The sequence below is a fragment of the Pseudoxanthomonas mexicana genome (assembly GCF_014397415.1).
In the GTDB taxonomy this organism is placed as follows: Bacteria; Pseudomonadota; Gammaproteobacteria; order Xanthomonadales; family Xanthomonadaceae; genus Pseudoxanthomonas_A; species Pseudoxanthomonas_A mexicana.
Map to the genome: position 1 here is coordinate 1,002,867 of NZ_CP060731.1, position 15,930 is coordinate 1,018,796.

At 67.8% G+C, this 15,930-nt stretch carries 14 protein-coding genes; 7 read left to right on the plus strand and 7 right to left on the minus strand.

What is annotated here, in order from left to right:
* Positions 1–188: 188 nt before the first annotated feature.
* From IAE60_RS04550 to IAE60_RS04570, 5 genes are all read left to right on the plus strand, one after another.
* The gene (locus tag IAE60_RS04550) at positions 189–3,080 is read left to right on the plus strand and encodes a TonB-dependent receptor plug domain-containing protein (protein ID WP_187574029.1); all 2,892 of its coding nucleotides are present in this window, start codon (positions 189–191) and stop codon (positions 3,078–3,080) included.
* A gap of 223 nt (positions 3,081–3,303) precedes the next feature.
* Complete coding sequence (locus IAE60_RS04555; RefSeq protein WP_244966657.1) at positions 3,304–5,496, plus strand: TonB-dependent siderophore receptor; 2,193 nt, start codon at positions 3,304–3,306, stop codon at positions 5,494–5,496.
* 39 nt (positions 5,497–5,535) lie between these two features.
* On the plus strand, positions 5,536–5,844 hold the full coding sequence (locus tag IAE60_RS04560) for an iron uptake protein (RefSeq protein ID WP_187574030.1): 309 nt from the start codon (positions 5,536–5,538) through the stop codon (positions 5,842–5,844).
* Between the two features lie 19 nt (positions 5,845–5,863).
* Positions 5,864–7,531, plus strand: a complete 1,668-nt coding sequence (locus IAE60_RS04565) for a PepSY-associated TM helix domain-containing protein (protein WP_244966704.1) — start codon at positions 5,864–5,866, stop codon at positions 7,529–7,531.
* A complete protein-coding gene (locus IAE60_RS04570; RefSeq protein WP_187574032.1) occupies positions 7,524–7,865 on the plus strand; it encodes a DUF3325 domain-containing protein in 342 nt (113 codons plus the stop codon). Before IAE60_RS04565 ends, IAE60_RS04570 begins: the two co-directional genes overlap by 8 nt.
* A 51-nt stretch (positions 7,866–7,916) precedes the next feature.
* On the opposite strand, the gene IAE60_RS04575 is transcribed toward IAE60_RS04570, so the two are convergent.
* The 4 genes from IAE60_RS04575 to IAE60_RS04590 form a co-directional block, all read right to left on the minus strand.
* Complete coding sequence (locus tag IAE60_RS04575; protein WP_187574033.1) at positions 7,917–8,693, minus strand: endonuclease/exonuclease/phosphatase family protein; 777 nt, start codon at positions 8,691–8,693, stop codon at positions 7,917–7,919.
* 21 nt (positions 8,694–8,714) lie between these two features.
* Positions 8,715–9,536 carry a thiol:disulfide interchange protein DsbA/DsbL gene (locus tag IAE60_RS04580; protein WP_187574034.1) on the minus strand — a complete coding sequence of 274 codons (822 nt, stop codon included), beginning with the start codon at positions 9,534–9,536 and terminating at the stop codon, positions 8,715–8,717.
* 97 nt (positions 9,537–9,633) lie between these two features.
* On the minus strand, positions 9,634–10,284 hold the full coding sequence (locus IAE60_RS04585) for a thiol:disulfide interchange protein DsbA/DsbL (protein WP_187574035.1): 651 nt from the start codon (positions 10,282–10,284) through the stop codon (positions 9,634–9,636).
* A gap of 105 nt (positions 10,285–10,389) precedes the next feature.
* Positions 10,390–11,172, minus strand: a complete 783-nt coding sequence (locus IAE60_RS04590; protein ID WP_185894839.1) for a c-type cytochrome — start codon at positions 11,170–11,172, stop codon at positions 10,390–10,392.
* A 128-nt stretch (positions 11,173–11,300) separates the two neighbouring features.
* On the opposite strand from IAE60_RS04590, the gene yihA reads away from it, so the two are divergent.
* Entirely contained in the window at positions 11,301–11,900 is a 600-nt protein-coding gene (gene yihA / locus IAE60_RS04595; RefSeq protein WP_162108641.1) for a ribosome biogenesis GTP-binding protein YihA/YsxC, read from the plus strand.
* Positions 11,901–11,903: 3 nt separating this feature from the next.
* Here yihA and IAE60_RS04600 read toward each other — a convergent pair whose 3' ends face one another.
* A complete protein-coding gene (locus IAE60_RS04600) occupies positions 11,904–12,620 on the minus strand; it encodes a VIT1/CCC1 transporter family protein (protein WP_187574036.1) in 717 nt (238 codons plus the stop codon).
* Between the two features lie 176 nt (positions 12,621–12,796).
* On the opposite strand from IAE60_RS04600, the gene IAE60_RS04605 reads away from it, so the two are divergent.
* On the plus strand, positions 12,797–14,161 hold the full coding sequence (locus tag IAE60_RS04605) for a glutamate--cysteine ligase (protein WP_187574037.1): 1,365 nt from the start codon (positions 12,797–12,799) through the stop codon (positions 14,159–14,161).
* Positions 14,162–14,199: 38 nt separating this feature from the next.
* On the opposite strand, the gene arsN2 is transcribed toward IAE60_RS04605, so the two are convergent.
* Together arsN2 and arsJ are read right to left on the minus strand one after the other, a co-directional pair.
* Positions 14,200–14,631 carry an arsenic resistance N-acetyltransferase ArsN2 gene (gene arsN2 / locus IAE60_RS04610; protein ID WP_187574038.1) on the minus strand — a complete coding sequence of 144 codons (432 nt, stop codon included), beginning with the start codon at positions 14,629–14,631 and terminating at the stop codon, positions 14,200–14,202.
* A 77-nt stretch (positions 14,632–14,708) separates the two neighbouring features.
* The gene (gene arsJ, locus IAE60_RS04615; RefSeq protein ID WP_187574039.1) at positions 14,709–15,929 is read right to left on the minus strand and encodes an organoarsenical effux MFS transporter ArsJ; all 1,221 of its coding nucleotides are present in this window, start codon (positions 15,927–15,929) and stop codon (positions 14,709–14,711) included.
* Position 15,930 lies beyond the last annotated feature (1 nt).

The window sequence follows — 15,930 nt, forward strand, 5'->3', positions numbered from 1 at the left end:
TACGTGTTAATGCTTGTGACGTCAGCGTGTAGAAACTCTTGGTATATACATTTACTCCAAGATAATCTCCGTTACCATTTTCGAAACGGTGACTTGTTTCCGTTGTAGGTGTTTTACGGGTTCTTTACAACGAAGGCGCACGACGCCCGGCATCGGCCGGGCGGCCCGTCCCTCCGGAGAGAGCATCCATGAAAGCACGCCGCAAGAAACTGGCTTCGGCCATCCAGATTGCCGTATTCCTCGCTATTCCCGCCGTGGCCGTGGCGCAGGAAGCCACCACCCTCGATACGGTCACCGTGACCGGCAGCCGCATCAAGCAGACCAATGCGGTGACCGCGCAGCCGGTGTTTGTGCTGGACCGCGAGAAGATCGCCCAGACGGGCGTGCAGAGCGTTGGCGAAATCCTCCAGCAGCTCACCGCAGGCGGCAAGGCGCTGAACGCGAAGTTCAATTCCTCGGGCAACTTCGGCTATCCCTCCGACGGCGGCGGCATTGGCGCCGGCTCCGCGCAGGTCGACCTGCGCCATCTGGGCTCGCAGCGCGTGCTGGTGCTGGTGGACGGCATCCGCTGGGTGAATGAGTCGTCCGCGTCGGGCGTCAGTGGCAGCGCCGACCTCAACACCATCCCGCTGTCCATCGTCGACCGCATCGAAGTGCTGGAGGACGGCGCATCGGCCATCTACGGCTCGGACGCCATCGCCGGCGTGGTGAACATCATCACCCGCAAGAAGTTCGAAGGCGTCGAGGTCCACACCTACTACGGCGAATACAGCCGCGGCGGCGAGACCACCGAGGCCTCGTTGACGCTGGGCGGTGGCGGCGAGCGCTTCAGTGGCGTGTTCTCGGCCAGCTACTATGAGCAGAAGCGCATCAGCGCAGCGGATTGGGAGCAGTCCGCATGGCCGGAACCCGGCGCGGGTCTGGCCGCCGGCAGCTCGGCGATCCCGCAGGGCCGCTTCACGTTCTGCGATCCGGCGCGGCCGGTGGGCAGCTATGGATCGTGCACGCCCAGCGAAGAATTCTTCTACGACCTGGCCCTGGACGACGGCACCACCACGCCGGTCTGGAACCCGGCCGACCCCTCGGCCGGCACGTACCACGACTTCACCGGGGCCGACCGCTTCAACTTCGCGCCGTACAACCTGCTGCTGACGCCGAGCAAGCGCAAGTCGATGTTCGGTTCGGTCAACGTCGACCTGACCGACAACGTGCGCCTGCACGCGAAGATGCTCTACAACAACCGCCAGTCCGCCAACCAGGCCGCGCCGGAACCGATCTTCGTGGGCCCGTACGCAGGCACCGGCGGCATCGCCGACACCATCATGATTTCGGCGGCGAATCCGTACAACCCGTTCGGCATCGACCTGATCCCCGGGCAGAACTTCGGCTGGATCACCAAGCGCCCGGTGGAAGTCGGCCCGCGCATCTTCAACCAGGATGTGGACACCACCTACTTCAACCTCGGCCTGGACGGGGTGTTCAACCTCGGCGACCGCAGCTTCAGCTGGGATGCGAATTACGTGCATGCCGAGAACAAGGCCGAACAGGTGTTCCTCAATGGCTACAACATGGCCAACATCGCGCTGGCGCTCGGCGACCCGACGGTCTGCGCGGCAGTGCCCGGCTGCGTGCCGCTGGACCTGTTCGGCGGTCAGGGCCGGCCGATGACGCAGGAAATGATCGACTGGATCCGCACGCGCCAGATCGACAGCAGCAAGCAGGTGCTGGACATCGCGTCGGCCAACCTGACCGGCGACCTGTTCGGCATCGGCGACCGCATGGCGCAGTTCGCGGCCGGCGTGGAGCATCGCCGCTACAAGGGCGAGTTCAACCCGGATCCGCTGCGCCAGACGGGCGAATCGCAGGACTCCTTCGCTGCGCCGGTGTCGGCCGACTACGACGTCAGCGAGGTCTACACCGAGTTCAACTTCCCCGTGCTAGCCTCGTTGGACCTGAGTGCCGCGGTGCGCTTCTCCGATTACTCCACCTTCGGCAGCGAGACCACGGGCAAGCTGGGCTTCCGCTTCCAGCCGATCGAGGATCTGGTCTTCCGCGGCACCTACTCGCAGGGCTTCCGCGCGCCGAACCTGGGTGAGCTGTACGGCCTGACCCAGTTCGGCGCGACGCTGGTCGACCCGTGCGGTCCGACCGGTTCGCCAGTGGTGGACACCACCGACGGCGTTTCGGCGGGACTGGAAGCCGCGTGCGTGGCACAGGGCGTGCCGAACAACTTCGAACAGGCCAACACGCAGATCACCACCTTCACCGGTGGCAATCCGGATCTTTCGCCCGAGAAATCCGACAGCTACACGGTGGGCGTGGTGTACAGCCCGGGCTGGGCGGAGGGGCTGTCGTGGTCGGACAAGCTGGACTTCGAGCTGAGCTACTACCACCACAAGATCGATGATGCGATCGCCCCGCGCGACATCCAGGCGCTGCTCAATGCCTGCCTCGCGGCCGGCGGCCAGGATCCGGCGCTGTGCTCGCCGTTCACCCGCGGCAGCAGCGGCAACCTCAATCCGCCGGAGAACTTCCTGGACAACCTGGCGACCATCGAGACCGATGGCCTGGACGTGAAGGTCAACTGGGCCAGTCCGGACTGGGGTTGGGGAGTGTTGACCGCGGCACTGCAGGCCACGACCGTCTTCAATTACGAGGCGGTGGATATCGACGGCAACCGTTCGCAGCGGCAGGTGGGCTGGGAAGTCTCCGACAGCGCCATCCCGCGCTGGCAGGGCAACCTGCAGCTGGGCTGGAAGCGCGGCCATTTCGATGCCACCTGGAACGTGCGCTACATCAGTGCGGTGAAGGAGGACTGCGGCAACGCCGTCATCTCCGCCGTGCCGGGCTGCCTCAACGACGAGGGCGTCAACACGCTGGGCTCGACCACCTACAACGACGTGCAGTTCGGCTGGAAGGACGCTTTCGCGCTGAACGGCCTGAAGCTGTCGCTGGGTGCCAACAACGTGTTCGGCAAGGAGCCGCCGGTGTGCGTGACCTGCTCGCTCAATGGCTACGACGCCGGTACGTACGACCTGCCGGGTGCGTTCTGGTACGTGAGCGCGGACTACCGGTTCTGAAGATCACCCGTGGTTGCTGCACGGGAGAGCCGCCTACGGGCGGCTCTCCTGCTTTCGGCTGGCGCAAGGCGCGACGAGCGGTCGCGGGGGCATGGGCTGTCGGACGGGTTGAAAAATGAGACTCATTCGCATTTAATGTGGCGCGTCGGGTTCGTGCCTGCCGCCGCGCGCCATGCGGGCGGAGCGCCGGGCCCCCTCTGCCACGTCTCCCCTCAGGTCCCCCATGCACCGCTCGTCGTCCTTCTGCCCGCCTTCTTCCCCCCGTCGTACCCTGCCTGCGCACCTGTCGCGGGGCCGACTGCAGGCCGCGATCGGCCTGGCCGTCATGTGCCTGTCCGCCGCCGCGCTGGCCTCGCCGCAGCAGGCGGATGCGCCCGAAGGCAGCGCCAGCGCCACCGACCTGGATACGGTTCTGGTGGTGGGCCAGCGTGCCAACCGGGTCAGCAACGGCGCCACCAACCTGGACCTGGCCATCAAGGAAACGCCGCAGTCGATCAGCGTGGTCAGCAGCGAACAGATGCAGCAGTTCGGCACGGACAGTCTCAACGAAGCCCTGCGCCTGACGACCGGCATCCAGGTGGAGGAGTGGGAAACCAACCGCACCAACTTCACTGCGCGCGGCTTCGATATCGCCAATACCCAGATCGACGGCGTGGGCCTGCCCAACAGCTGGGGCATCGTCACCGGCACCCAGGACACGTTCGGCTACGAGAAGCTGGAAGTGATCCGCGGTGCAAACGGCTTGCTGACCGGCGTCGGCAACGCCGCCGGCACCATCAACTACGTACGCAAGCGCCCGACCAACGACGCGCAGGGTTCGGCCGGCATCAGCTACGGTTCCTGGGGCACGACGCGGGCGGAAGTGGATTACTCCACGCCGTTCACCGAGAACGGCACCTGGGCCGGCCGTGTGGTGGCCGCGCACGAGGAGGGCGAGTCCTACCTGCGCGGCAAGGACGACACGCGCGACTTCCTCTACGGTGTGATCGATGGCCAGATCGGCGAGAACGGCACGCTGACGCTCGGCTACTCCTGGCAGCAGGGCAGGACCGACGGCAACATGTGGGGCGCGCTGGGCTTCATGTACAGCGACGGCACGCAGGCCGAATGGGATCGCGGTGCGTCGACCACCCAGGACTGGACGTACTGGGACACTACCACCAAGACCGGCTTCGTCGAGTACGCGCACCAGCTGGGACAGGACTGGCAGCTGAAGCTGTCCTACAACCGCCGCGACATCCGCAACGACGAAAGGCTGTTCTACGCCACCGATCTAGACGGCGCCGGCATGGATCCCGTGACGGGCATGGGTCTGCAGGGCTATCCGTGGGGCGGTGCTGACACGTTCACGGCCGATCTGCTGTCGGCCACCTTCAATGGCCGCTTCCAGATGCTGGGTCGTGAGCATGAGGCGATGTTCGGCATCAGCTGGTCGATGAGTGAAACCGTCAGCAGCCAGTATGCCGGTGCGCTGTGCGACGGTGCGCAGTGCGGCTATATCCCCATGCCGGCGTTTCCCTGGCCGGGCGACTACATCCCGGAGCCGGTCTGGGGCGACCTGTCCGTCTACAGCACACTGAACGAGCGCCTGAAGCGCGCCTATGGCGCAACCCGTCTGTCGCTGACCGATCGCCTGAAGGCCGTCGTTGGCTTCAACTGGGCGGAGTATCACCGCGATGGCGTCAACTACGCGGTGCCGTTCAACCAGACCGAACGCAAGACCAGCCCCTACGCCGGCCTGACGTTCGATTTCACCCCCAATCTCCTGGGCTATGTCAGCTACTCGGACATCTACCAGCCGCAGAGCCAGTCAGATGCGGACGGCGTCTACCTCGATCCGACCAAGGGCTCGAACTACGAGCTGGGGCTGAAGGCAGACTGGCTGGACAAGCGGCTGCTGACCACGCTGGCCGTATTCCGCGCCGAGCAGGAGGGCCTGGCTACCGGTGCCGGCTACAACGATCAGGGCCAGTTCTACTACGAAGGCGTCGATGTCGAGTCCAAGGGCGTGGAGTTCGAGGCCACCGGCAGGGTCAGCGACCATGTGGACGTGGTGTTCGGCTACACCGCGCTGAAGCTGACCGGACAGGACGGCGACGACACGTACCGCTGGGTGCCGCGCCGCACCGCCAATTTCATGGTGAGCGGCCGCCTGCCCGCGTACACGGCGCTGTCGTACGGTATCGGCGGACGCTGGCAGAGCGAGATCTCCAACGTCGAGAGCAACGGCTTCACCGTGCGCCAGGGCAGCTACGCCGTGGTGAACGGCTTCGTAGGCTGGGACTTCGTGCCGAACGCGACGTTGCGCCTGAATGTCAACAACGTTGGGGACGAGAAGTACATCAACACGTTGCGCTACAGCGGCTATTACGGCGCACCGCGCCACTACACGCTGAGCTTGAACTGGCGGTTCTGAGCCGCAGGTCGTCTTCCCATCGAGACACGAGCCATCGCCATGTCCCGCACGATCACCGCCTTCCCCGCACCGCGCCTGCACCTGCTGGCCCGCATCGCCGCCGCCATCCTGGGTGGTTACGGCTTCACCTGGGGCTTCATCGCCGCCGGCGCCAGCCTGATGTTCGCCGCCGGCATGGGCTTCCATGACGCCGAGTTCCTCGCCAGCCTGCTGGGCGTGCTGGCGTTCGTGGCGGTGTTCCTGTGGACGTTCGCGGCGCGGCGCCTGTGGGTGGTGTGGGCGGTGCTGGCCGGCGGTGGCGCGCTGCTGGCGGCGACCGGCTCGTTCGTGCAGTCGCTGCTGGTCTGAATCGGAGAACGTCGCCGTGATGCAGAGCTTCCGCCAGGCGATGGCCTGGCTGCATACCTGGTTCGGGCTGGTCCTCGGCTTCGTTCTGATGGCCGCGTTCTTCTTCGGCGCGCTGTCGGTCTTCGACCGCGAGATCGACCGCTGGGCGATCCCGTCCACGCGTTTCGAGCCGCAACCCATGCCGTCCTACGAGCGGATCCTGCGTCCGGCGTTCGAGCGCATGCAACCGCTGCCAGCCACTGTCGATGCGATGCGGCCGCGGGTGAACGGCGCCATGCCCGACCGATTCGACACGGTGGTCAGCTGGAGCGCGTACACCACGCACCGCGATCCGGTGCTGCAGCTGTTCGCAGGGTACGAAGTACCGAATGCGAAGGACCCGGAAGAGGCCATCTGGGCCGACGCCACCATCGACCCGCGCGACGGCACGCCCTTGCCGAACGATCGCCTGAAGGTCGGCAGCGGCTTCTTCTATCCGATGCACTACGGCCTGACCCTGGACTGGAAGAACCTAGGCATCTGGATCGTCGGGTTCTCCGCGCTGATGATGCTGGTGGCGCTGGTCACCGGTGTGGTGATGCATCGCAAGATATTCCGCGAGTTCTTCACCTTCCGACCGGGCAAGGGCGGACTGCGCAGCGTGCTGGACCTGCACAACCTGACCGGCGTGGTGGCGCTGCCGTTCCATTTCTTCTTCGCCTTCACCGGCCTGCTGATCTTCGCGGCGACGTACTACTTCCCGCTGGGCCATACGCAGCTGCACGACCTGCACGACCTGCATGCGGAAGTGGAGGCGCGCGAAACCGGTTTGCCGCACCAGCGCGCCGGCATACCGGCGGGGCTGGCCAACGTGGATGCGATGGTCGCCGAAGCCCAGCGCCGCTGGCGGGCGAACGACAAGGCCGGCGACGTCGGCTTCCTGGTGCTGCAGCACGTGGGCGACGCGAACGGCTACGTCAGCGTGTATCGCGCCGGCACCGACCGCATCGCACTGGTGGGCGACGGCATCCACTTCAAGGCATCCACGGGCGAACTGATCCGCGAGGACCCCGCGCCCACGGCGACCGGCCGCGTGGCCGAGTTCCTGACCGGCCTGCATCTGCAGCACTTCCGTCATTGGCTGCTGCGCGGCATGTACGTGCTGGGCGGACTGCTGGGCGCGGTGTGCATCGCCACCGGCTTCCTGTTCTTCGTGGAGAAGCGCAAGCGGCAACATGCGCGCCAGGGACAGCAGGGCGCGCGCGTGGTCGACGCACTGGCGGTGACCACGGTGACCGGCATGGTGCTGGCGGCGCTGGGCATCCTGGTCGCCAACCGGCTGTTGCCGGAAGACCTGCCGGCCCGCGGCAACTGGGAGCGCTATGCGTTCTGGGGCACATGGGCGCTGGCACTGCTGCATGCGGCCTGGCGCAGCGCGCCGGTCGCGCGGGGCCTGGCCAATCCGGCGTGGCGCGAGCAGTGCGTGGCGATCGCCGTGCTGGCCCCGTTGGCAGCCGTGCTGAACTGGATCACCACCGGCGACCATCTGTTGCGCACGGTCGGCGAAGGGTACTGGCCGGTGGCTGGCGTGGATCTGGCGCTGCTGGCGGTCGGCGTAGCGGCCGCATTGACGGTGCGCGCGCTGAACCGTCGGGCGGTCGCCCATCCGCTGTCGTCGATGGCGGCTGCGGAGACGCGACATGCCTGAGTCCGTCACGGCCGCCCTCCTGTTGCTGGCGGCGCTGTCGGCCAGCGTCGCCGGCATGGGATGGCTCGCGCTGTCCATGCCCGTGCACGCACAGCAGGCAGGGATGGCGCCACTCTCCAGGGCAGCCACGCGCGCGCTCAGGATCGCCGGCGCTGTGGCCCTGCTGGTCGCACTGGGTTGCTGCCTGGCCGTCGATCACGCCAGCATGGCCAGCCTGGTCTGGGTAATGGGCCTGACCGTCGCCGCCGCCGGCGTGGCGATGACGCTGGCCTGGCGGCCGCATTGGCTGCGCGTCCTGGCGCCTTGGGCAGGATCGCGGGCGGCGCGCGGCTGAAGTCGGACTTCGAAGGTGCAGCCAACCGGCTGCCAGTGACGATGCGCCTGCTCAGCGCAGCGCGTTGCCGGGGACGTCGATGTCCATCGCCAGTGCCAGGTGGTCGGAATTGGCGGCGGGCATGGCGCGTGCGTTGTCGGCGCGCAGGCCCTCGCTGACCAGGATGTGGTCGATCGCCCGCTGCGGGCGCCAGCTCGGAAACGTGGGCACGCAGAACGCCGGTGGGCGCAGGCGGGTGCGCTTGTAGAGCAGGTCCATCTCCGGCGTATCCGGTACGCAGTTGAAGTCGCCCATCAGCACGGCGTGGGGATGGTCCGACAGCAGTTCGCCGATGAAGGCCAACTGCGAACGCCGCGAATTCGCGCCCAGCGAGAGATGCGCCACGGCCACTGTCAGACCTTCCGCGCCCTCGCCGAAGCGGGCCATCAGCACGCCGCGGCCGCTGATGCGGCCGGGCAGGCTGTGGTCGGTGACCTCGACCGGCTCCAGCCGGCTGAGCAGGCCGTTGGCACTGCCGGCCACCCGCGCGACATTGCGGTTGGGCTGGTGCGTCCAGTAATCGAAGCCGGCGCGCTCGGCCAGATAGTGGGTCTGGTTGGTGAAGCCCGAGCGCAGGCTGCCGGGATCCGCCTCCTGCAGGCCGACGATGTCGTGCTGGCCTGCCAGTTGCGCGATGGCGTCCAGGCTGCCGCGCTTGTTGCCCGCCGGCAGCGCATGCGACCAGCTGCGGGTCACGTAGTCGCTATAGCGGCGGGTACTGGAGCCGGCCTGGATGTTGGCGCTGAGCACGCGCAGGCGGCGCGCGGCGGCAGGAGCGGATTCGGTCATGGAAGTGGGGGCTTCCGCGCCTCAGCGCTTGGCGCGCTCCATCGCGATCAGGTGGTCGGTGATGCGCAGCACGTCGTCCCAGGTCCGGCCACCGGTCACGCGGTACTTGCCGTTCACCACAAGGGTCGGGGTGCTGGCAACGCCCGAGCGCTGCGCGAACTGCATGCCGCGGCCCATCTTGGCGTTGGTCGCGAAGCTGTTCATCAGAGCGACGAACTCCTGCGGGTCGGCGCCGTAGCCGGCGTAGAACTTGGCCAGCTGCGCGGGATCCGCCGGCGGCTTGCCTTCGCCGGGCAGCGTGCGCTGCAGGTGGATGGCGTTGAACACGGCGTCGTGGGTCTTGTCGACCAGGCCCTTGGCCTCGGCCGCATAGAAGGCCTTGGCGTAGGGTTCCCAGGCCTTGCCGAAGGCCACCGGCACATAGCTCACGCGCACGTCGGCCGGCAGCCGGGACTTCCATGCGCTCATGCGCGGTGCGAACGCACCACATGCCGGGCAGACGTAGCCGAACACTTCGACCACTTCCACCTGGCCGTTGAGGGGGGCGTAGGGCTGGCCACCGGCGATTTCCTCGTAATCGCGGCCGGCGACCGGCGCCGGACCTTCCGGCGGCAGGACCGGATTGGTGTTGGCGGCCGTTGCCGCATCCGGCACTGCGTCGGTGGACGGCGTGGCGGCATCGGCGGGCGCGGCGGCGGTATCGGCCGGCGGCGCAGCGGTGTCGGCCGGGGCCGTGGCGGCCGGCGCATCACCCGTCGGCGTGGTGTCGGTGGATGGCTTCGGCCCGCAGGCGGCCAGCACCGGCAGCAGCAGGGACAGCATCAAGGCGTGGCGGAATTTCATCGCGCGTGCTCCAACGGGTCGAGAGAAGAGGGGCGCCGGCCGGGCCGGGAATGGGACATTCTGCATGGCGTCCGCGAAGGCCGCCATGACGGGATCGTTACTTGCGGGCGCGCTCGCGGGCCACCAGCCGCTCGGCGATCTTCAGCATGTCGTCGTAGGTGCGCCCGCCGATGACGCGGTACTTGCCGTTGACGATGATCGTCGGCGTACCTTCCACGCCGGCCGCGGCCACCCAGTCGCGGGCGCGGGCCAGCTGCGCATCGACCTGCGGTCCGCGCAGGGCCGCCATGAACCGGGCGCGGTCCACGCCCTGGCTGGCGTAGAAGCCGGCGATCTCCTCGGGCGAGGCGTTCTGGATGGGCAGGGCGCCGGTCTTGTGCAGGGCGTCGAACACGGCCTGGTGCGTACGCGTCTGCACGCCCAGCTGCTGCGCGGCGAAGAAGGCGCGGGCATAGGGAATCCAGTAGCCCCCGAAGGCGGCGGGCACCGGCGTCAGCTGGACGTCGCGGGGCAGGGTCTTCTTCCACGCGGCGAGGGTGGGCTCGAAGTGCGCGCAGTGGATGCAGGTGTAACCGAACACCTCGGCGACTTCGATCTTCCCCTTGGCCGGTGCGAACGGCGTGCCTTCCGGAATCACTTCGTAATCCCGCCCTTCGACCAGCGGCGCGGGCGCCGGCGCCGCGGCCAGCGCAGTGGCCGGCAGCAGGGCCAGCAGGGTGATCAGCACGGGCAGCAGGCGGGACGCCATCGGCATTCTCCATCGCAGGAAAAAGAAACGCCGGCCATGGTGGGGCCGGCGCAATGAACAGGAGCTTGCACTTCCGACCGCGCGGGGCGGCGGAAGTTCGCGGGGTTACTTGCCGCCGGCCTTCGCCGCAGCCAGGTCGTCGGCGCGGGCGTGCAGGCCCTGCAGGTAGCTGGCGAGCGCCTGGATTTCCTGCTCGGTCAGCGGGCCGGCCACCTGGGCCATGATGTTGAAGTGGGCCGGGTCCTTCAGCGTGGTGGTGCCGGCCTTGTATTCGGTCAGGCGACGGACCGTGTAGTCCTGCATCTGGCCGCCGATGTGCGGGTAGGCCGGGCCCGGGTTGCCGGCGCCGGTCGGGCCGTGGCAGGCCATGCAGGCCGGTACGCCGCGCTTGGCGTCGCCGTTGCGGTACAGCTGCTGGCCGACTTCATAGAACTTCATGCCCTGGTACGGGCCGTCCGCCACGAGGCTGTCGTCGGCTAGGCCGGCACCGGATTTCTGGGTGGCGAAGTAGGCGCCCACGTCGCGCATGTCCTGCGCGTTGAGGGTCTGGGCGAACGGCGCCATCACCGCGGCCATGCCGGTATTGCGCTCGCCGGAGGCGAACAGCGCCAGCTGCTGGGCGATGTAGCGCTCGCTCTGGCCCGCCAGGCGCGGGTACTGCGGGTCGCTGGGGTTGCCGTCGGCGCCGTGGCAGGCCGCGCAGGCGGCCGCCTTGGTCTGTCCGGCCTTGGCATCGCCCCAGGTGGTCTTGGCCAGGTTGATGTCGAGCGGCGCGGTCTCGACCGGCGCATTGTCCGGCACCGGGACCACGGTGGTCTGTGCAAAAGCGACTGCGCCCACGGCCAACACGGCCAGTCCGGCAAGTCCCATAACGCGAGCGTGGCGCATGCTAAAGCTCCGAAACCCTTGACTGATGCGGCGCCCAAGGCCACCGCGAAACCCGCGAATTATCGTCGCGGCCGGCCGTTGCGGTCAATTCAGCCGCGGATCCGGCCCGCCCGTGCGATCCTAGCGGCATGTCGAACCCGCTCAACCCCGCCCAGTACCTGCTTTCGGCGCACACCACCCGGCAGTTGCCGGCCGATGGCGGCACCGAGGTGGCCTTCGCAGGCCGGTCCAATGCCGGCAAGTCCAGCGCCCTCAATGCGCTGACCCACCGCAACGGCCTGGCCCGGGTCTCCAAGACGCCCGGCCGCACCCAGCAGCTGGTGTTCTTCCAGGTCCAGCCCGACCGCTATCTGGTGGACCTGCCCGGATACGGCTACGCCAAGGTGCCCCAGGAGCTGCAGGCGCACTGGCAGGCCTTCATCGACCAGTATTTCCGCACCCGCGAGGCGCTTCGGGGCCTGGTGGTGGTGATGGACATCCGTCATCCGCTGAAGGATTACGACCGCCAGATGCTCGGCTACGCCGTGCAGCGCGGCCTGCCGGCCCATGCCCTGCTGACCAAGGCCGACAAATTGGGGCGCGGCCAGCAGGCGCAGGCGTTGCAGGCGGTGAAGAAGGAGCTGTTCTCCTCCTTCGGCGACACCGTCGGCGTGCAGACCTTTTCGGCCGAGTCCAAGCAGGGCGTGGAAGAGGCCCGGGCCGTGGTGGCCGGCTGGCTGGGCCTGTAGCCGCTAGATCGAGACGTGGAACAGGCGGCCCACCAGCGCGGCCGCGCCCATCGCCATCGCACCCCAGAACCCGACCCGCCACGCGCCGCGCAGGACCGGCGCGCCGCCCACGCGCGCCGCCAGGCCACCGGACAACAGCAGGCCGATGAGGGTGGCGGCGGTGGTGACCATGGCCACCTTCCCGGCCGGTGCGAGCACGGTTGTGGCGATCGGCAGCAGGGCGCCGACGGTAAAGGCGGCGGCGGACGCCAGTGCCGCCTGCACCGGACGCGCGCGCAGTTCCTCGGTGATGCCCAGCTCGTCCCGCATGTGTGCGGTCAGGGCATCGCGTGCGGTGAGTTGTTCGGCCACCTGGCGCGCCAGTGCGGGCTCCAGTCCGCGGCCGACATAGATCTGGGTCAGCTCGGCCAGCTCGCTATCCGGCATGTCGCGCAGTTCGCTCTTTTCCAGGGCGAGGGCGGCGGCTTCGGCGTCGGCCTGCGACTGCACCGAGACGTATTCGCCGGCCGCCATCGACATGGCGCCGGCGACCAGGCCGGCGACGCCGGTCAGCAGGATGGTGGACGGCGTTGCCCCGCTGGCGGCCACGCCCACCACCAGGCCGGCCACAGAGACGATGCCGTCGTTGGCGCCCAGCACGGCGGCACGCAACCATCCGACACGATCTGTGCGGTGCAGTTCGCGGTGACGTGTGACCGGAGTGCGGGGATGGCGTGGCATGCCGACAGCGTACGCCGGTCCACCCTCGTGCGTCGACCGGGCGTCATCGTCTCCATGGATGGGATACTGCGGCGTTTCCGCGGCAACGATCGCGTGCGGGCGGTCACGTTATAGTGCCGGCCTTGCGATGGGGCATGCACGCCCGGCGTCGCGTCTTCTGCTTGCGAGTCCTGCCCTTGTCCAGTCCCAGCCACGTCGCCGACACGCCCATCACCGACCGCGCCCAGCTGGTGGACTACATCGCCTCCGGCGAGAAGCCGCGTGCCGACTGGCGCATCGGCACCGAGCACGAGAAGTTCGGTTTCCGCCTGGACGACCTGTGCCCGCCGAGCTTCGACGGCGACCGCGGCATCGAGGCGCTGCTGAAGGGGCTGACCCGCTTCGGCTGGGAGGCGATCGAGGAGAAGGGGCGCGTGATCGCCCTGTCGAAGGACGGTGCCTCGGTCACGCTGGAGCCCGCCGGCCAGCTGGAACTGTCCGGCGCCGCAGTGGAAACGATCCACCAGACCTGCGTGGAAGTCGGTACGCATCTGAAGGAAGTGAAGGAGGTCGCCGACGAACTGCAGCTCGGTTTCCTCGGCATGGGCTTCCAGCCCAAGTGGCGCCGCGACGAGATGCCGTGGATGCCCAAGGGCCGCTACCAGATCATGAAGTCGTACATGCCCAAGGTCGGCCAGCTCGGCCTGGACATGATGACGCGCACCTGCACCGTGCAGGTCAACCTGGACTACGCCAGCGAAGCGGACATGGTGAAGAAGTTCCGCGTGTCGCTGGCGCTGCAGCCGGTGGCCACGGCGCTGTTCGCCGACTCGCCGTTCACCGAGGGCAGGCCGAACGGCTACCAGAGCTACCGCTCGCACATCTGGACCGATACCGACGGCGACCGCACCGGGATGCTCGACTTCGTGTTCGAGGACGGCTTCGGCTACGAGCGCTACGTCGACTACCTGCTGGACGTGCCGATGTACTTCTCCTATCGCGACGGCATCTACCACGATGCCAGTGGCAAGTCGTTCCGCAAGTTCCTGCGGGGCGAGCTGGACGTGCTGCCGGGCGCCCTGCCCACGCTGCGCGACTGGTCCGACCACATGACCACCGCCTTCCCCGAAGTGCGGATGAAGAAGTTCCTGGAAATGCGCGGCGCCGACAGCGGCCCCTGGAACCGCATCTGCGCCCTGCCTGCGTTCTGGGTGGGCCTGCTGTACGACGATGCCGCGCTCGATGCGGCCTGGGACCTGGTCAAGGATTTCTCGCTGGCCGAACGCCACGCCCTGCGCGACGGCGTGCCGAAGCATGCGCTGAAGCTGCCGTTCCGCGGTGGTACCGTGCGCGACCTCGCCCGCGAGGCGGTGAAGATCGCCCTCGGCGGCCTGCAGCGCCGCGCGCGACTCAACAGCAAGGGCGTGGACGAAGCCGGCTTCCTCGATGCGTTGGTGGAGATCGTCGAGGCGAACGAGACCCCGGCCGAGCACAAGCTCGCCCTGTTCCACGGCGCGTGGCAGGGCGACATCGACCGCGTCTTCCGCGAGTTCGCGTACTAGCCCATCCCGCCTCAAGGCACCAGGCCGCTCCGCGCTGACTACAGCGGCTTGAGCATGCAGAGGGCGCTGGCGGGGCACAGCGACCGGAACTCCGCGCTGTCGCGCACGGCATCGGGCACGGTGTCGCGCGCGACCATGGCGTAGCCCAGCCGTACGAAGAAGGCGTCCGCTGTCTGCGTCAGCAGCACGATCCCGGTGATGCCGCGCATGCGCGCCTCGGCTTCCAGGGACTGCACGAGACGTTGGCCATGGCCTTTGCCCTGGTGCAGGGGCGACACCGCCAGCGAGCGCAGCAGGCCTGTGTCGCCATGCTGTTCCAGGCCGACCACGGCCGCGATGCGACCATCCTCTTCCGCAACCCAGAAGGACACCTGCGAGGCGGCAAGGTCGGCCGTCGGCAAGGCGTGCGTTTCCAGCAGTGCGGTGATGGCGTCGATGTCGTCGGCGCGGGAAGGGCGTATCGAAGTCATGGTGTTTCCCCGGGTGTCGTACGGTGCGCAAGGGCGATGATGCCTCGAAGCCGATGCGGCAGCCGGAAGCCTGCTGCTCAGCCTCTCACGTGCATGGTAGATCGCGGAAGCGCCACCGACACCGCCGCCGCCACGGCGATCAGCGCGGCGGAGATCGCCAGGCAGGCGGCCAGGCCCCATCGCTGGAAAACCCAGCCCGACAGCACCGTGCCCAGCAGGCGTCCCATGGCGTTGGCCATGTAGTAGAAGCCGACGTCCAGCGATACACCGTCTTCGCTGGCATAGCTGACGATCAGATAGCTGTGCAGCGCAGAATTCAGCGCAAACAGTACGCCGAAGACCGTCAGCCCGACGATCAGCACCCATGCCGCCGGCACGCCGTAGACCAGCAGCGCCGCCATCGTTGCCGGCACCATGGCGAGCAGAACGGCCCACGCGCTGGCCGAGCGCCCATCAGGCAAGCGACCCGTAGCGCGCCCGGTGATGTGCGGTGCGAACGATTGCACCAGCCCGTAGCCGATGACCCACGCCGCGAGGAATCCGCCCACCTGCCAGAAATCCCAGCCCAGCGTGGAAGCCAGGAACACCGGCAGCGCCACCACGAACCAGACATCCCGCGCACCGAAGAGGAACATCCGCGCGGCCGACAGCAGGTTGATGGCACGGCTCTTTGAAAAGATCTCGCGGAACTTCGGCTTGGCCTTGGCCTTGCCCAGGTCGCGCTTGAGCAACAGCAGGCTCAACAGCCACACCAGCAGCAGTGCGCCGGCCATGATCGCCACCGCGGCCGCGAACCCCACGGTGGCCAGCAGCGCGCCGCCAAGGAAGAACCCGATGCCCTTCAGTGTATTCTTCGAGCCGGTCAATGCGGCGACCCAGCGGTAGAGCAGGCCCTGCCTGTCGCCCGGCACCAGCAGCTTGATGCTGCTCTTGGCGCTCATCTTGTTGAGGTCCTTGGCGATGCCGGACAGGGCCTGCGCGCCCATGACCCACGGGACCGTCAGCCAGGCCGCGGGCACCAGCAGCATCGACAGGGCCACGACCTGCATCGCCAGCCCGATGTTCATGGTCCGGTTGAGGCCGATCCTGGCGCCCAGCCATCCACCCACCAGATTGGTAATCACACCGAAGACTTCGTAGAACAGGAACAGCATCGCGATCTGCAACGGGCTGTAACCCAGCTGGTGGAAGTGCAGCACCACCAGCATGCGCAGCGCGCCGTCGGTCAGGGTGAAGGCCCAGTAGTTGCCGGTGATCAGCAGGTACTGGCGGACATCGGCCGACAGGCGCGCGAGCATG

Bases quoted from the DNA above. Each gene is read 5' to 3' on its own strand.
- IAE60_RS04590 (WP_185894839.1), bottom strand. From the start codon at position 11,172: ATGCGCCACGCTCGCGTTATGGGACTTGCCGGACTGGCCGTGTTGGCC.
- IAE60_RS04550 (WP_187574029.1), top strand. From the start codon at position 189: ATGAAAGCACGCCGCAAGAAACTGGCTTCGGCCATCCAGATTGCCGTA.
- IAE60_RS04565 (WP_244966704.1), top strand. From the start codon at position 5,864: ATGCAGAGCTTCCGCCAGGCGATGGCCTGGCTGCATACCTGGTTCGGG.
- IAE60_RS04575 (WP_187574033.1), bottom strand. From the start codon at position 8,693: ATGACCGAATCCGCTCCTGCCGCCGCGCGCCGCCTGCGCGTGCTCAGC.
- IAE60_RS04600 (WP_187574036.1), bottom strand. From the start codon at position 12,620: ATGCCACGCCATCCCCGCACTCCGGTCACACGTCACCGCGAACTGCAC.
- IAE60_RS04560 (WP_187574030.1), top strand. From the start codon at position 5,536: ATGTCCCGCACGATCACCGCCTTCCCCGCACCGCGCCTGCACCTGCTG.
- arsJ (WP_187574039.1), bottom strand. From the start codon at position 15,929: ATGCTCGCGCGCCTGTCGGCCGATGTCCGCCAGTACCTGCTGATCACC.
- IAE60_RS04585 (WP_187574035.1), bottom strand. From the start codon at position 10,284: ATGGCGTCCCGCCTGCTGCCCGTGCTGATCACCCTGCTGGCCCTGCTG.
- yihA (WP_162108641.1), top strand. From the start codon at position 11,301: ATGTCGAACCCGCTCAACCCCGCCCAGTACCTGCTTTCGGCGCACACC.
- IAE60_RS04555 (WP_244966657.1), top strand. From the start codon at position 3,304: ATGCACCGCTCGTCGTCCTTCTGCCCGCCTTCTTCCCCCCGTCGTACC.
- IAE60_RS04580 (WP_187574034.1), bottom strand. From the start codon at position 9,536: ATGAAATTCCGCCACGCCTTGATGCTGTCCCTGCTGCTGCCGGTGCTG.
- IAE60_RS04570 (WP_187574032.1), top strand. From the start codon at position 7,524: ATGCCTGAGTCCGTCACGGCCGCCCTCCTGTTGCTGGCGGCGCTGTCG.
- arsN2 (WP_187574038.1), bottom strand. From the start codon at position 14,631: ATGACTTCGATACGCCCTTCCCGCGCCGACGACATCGACGCCATCACC.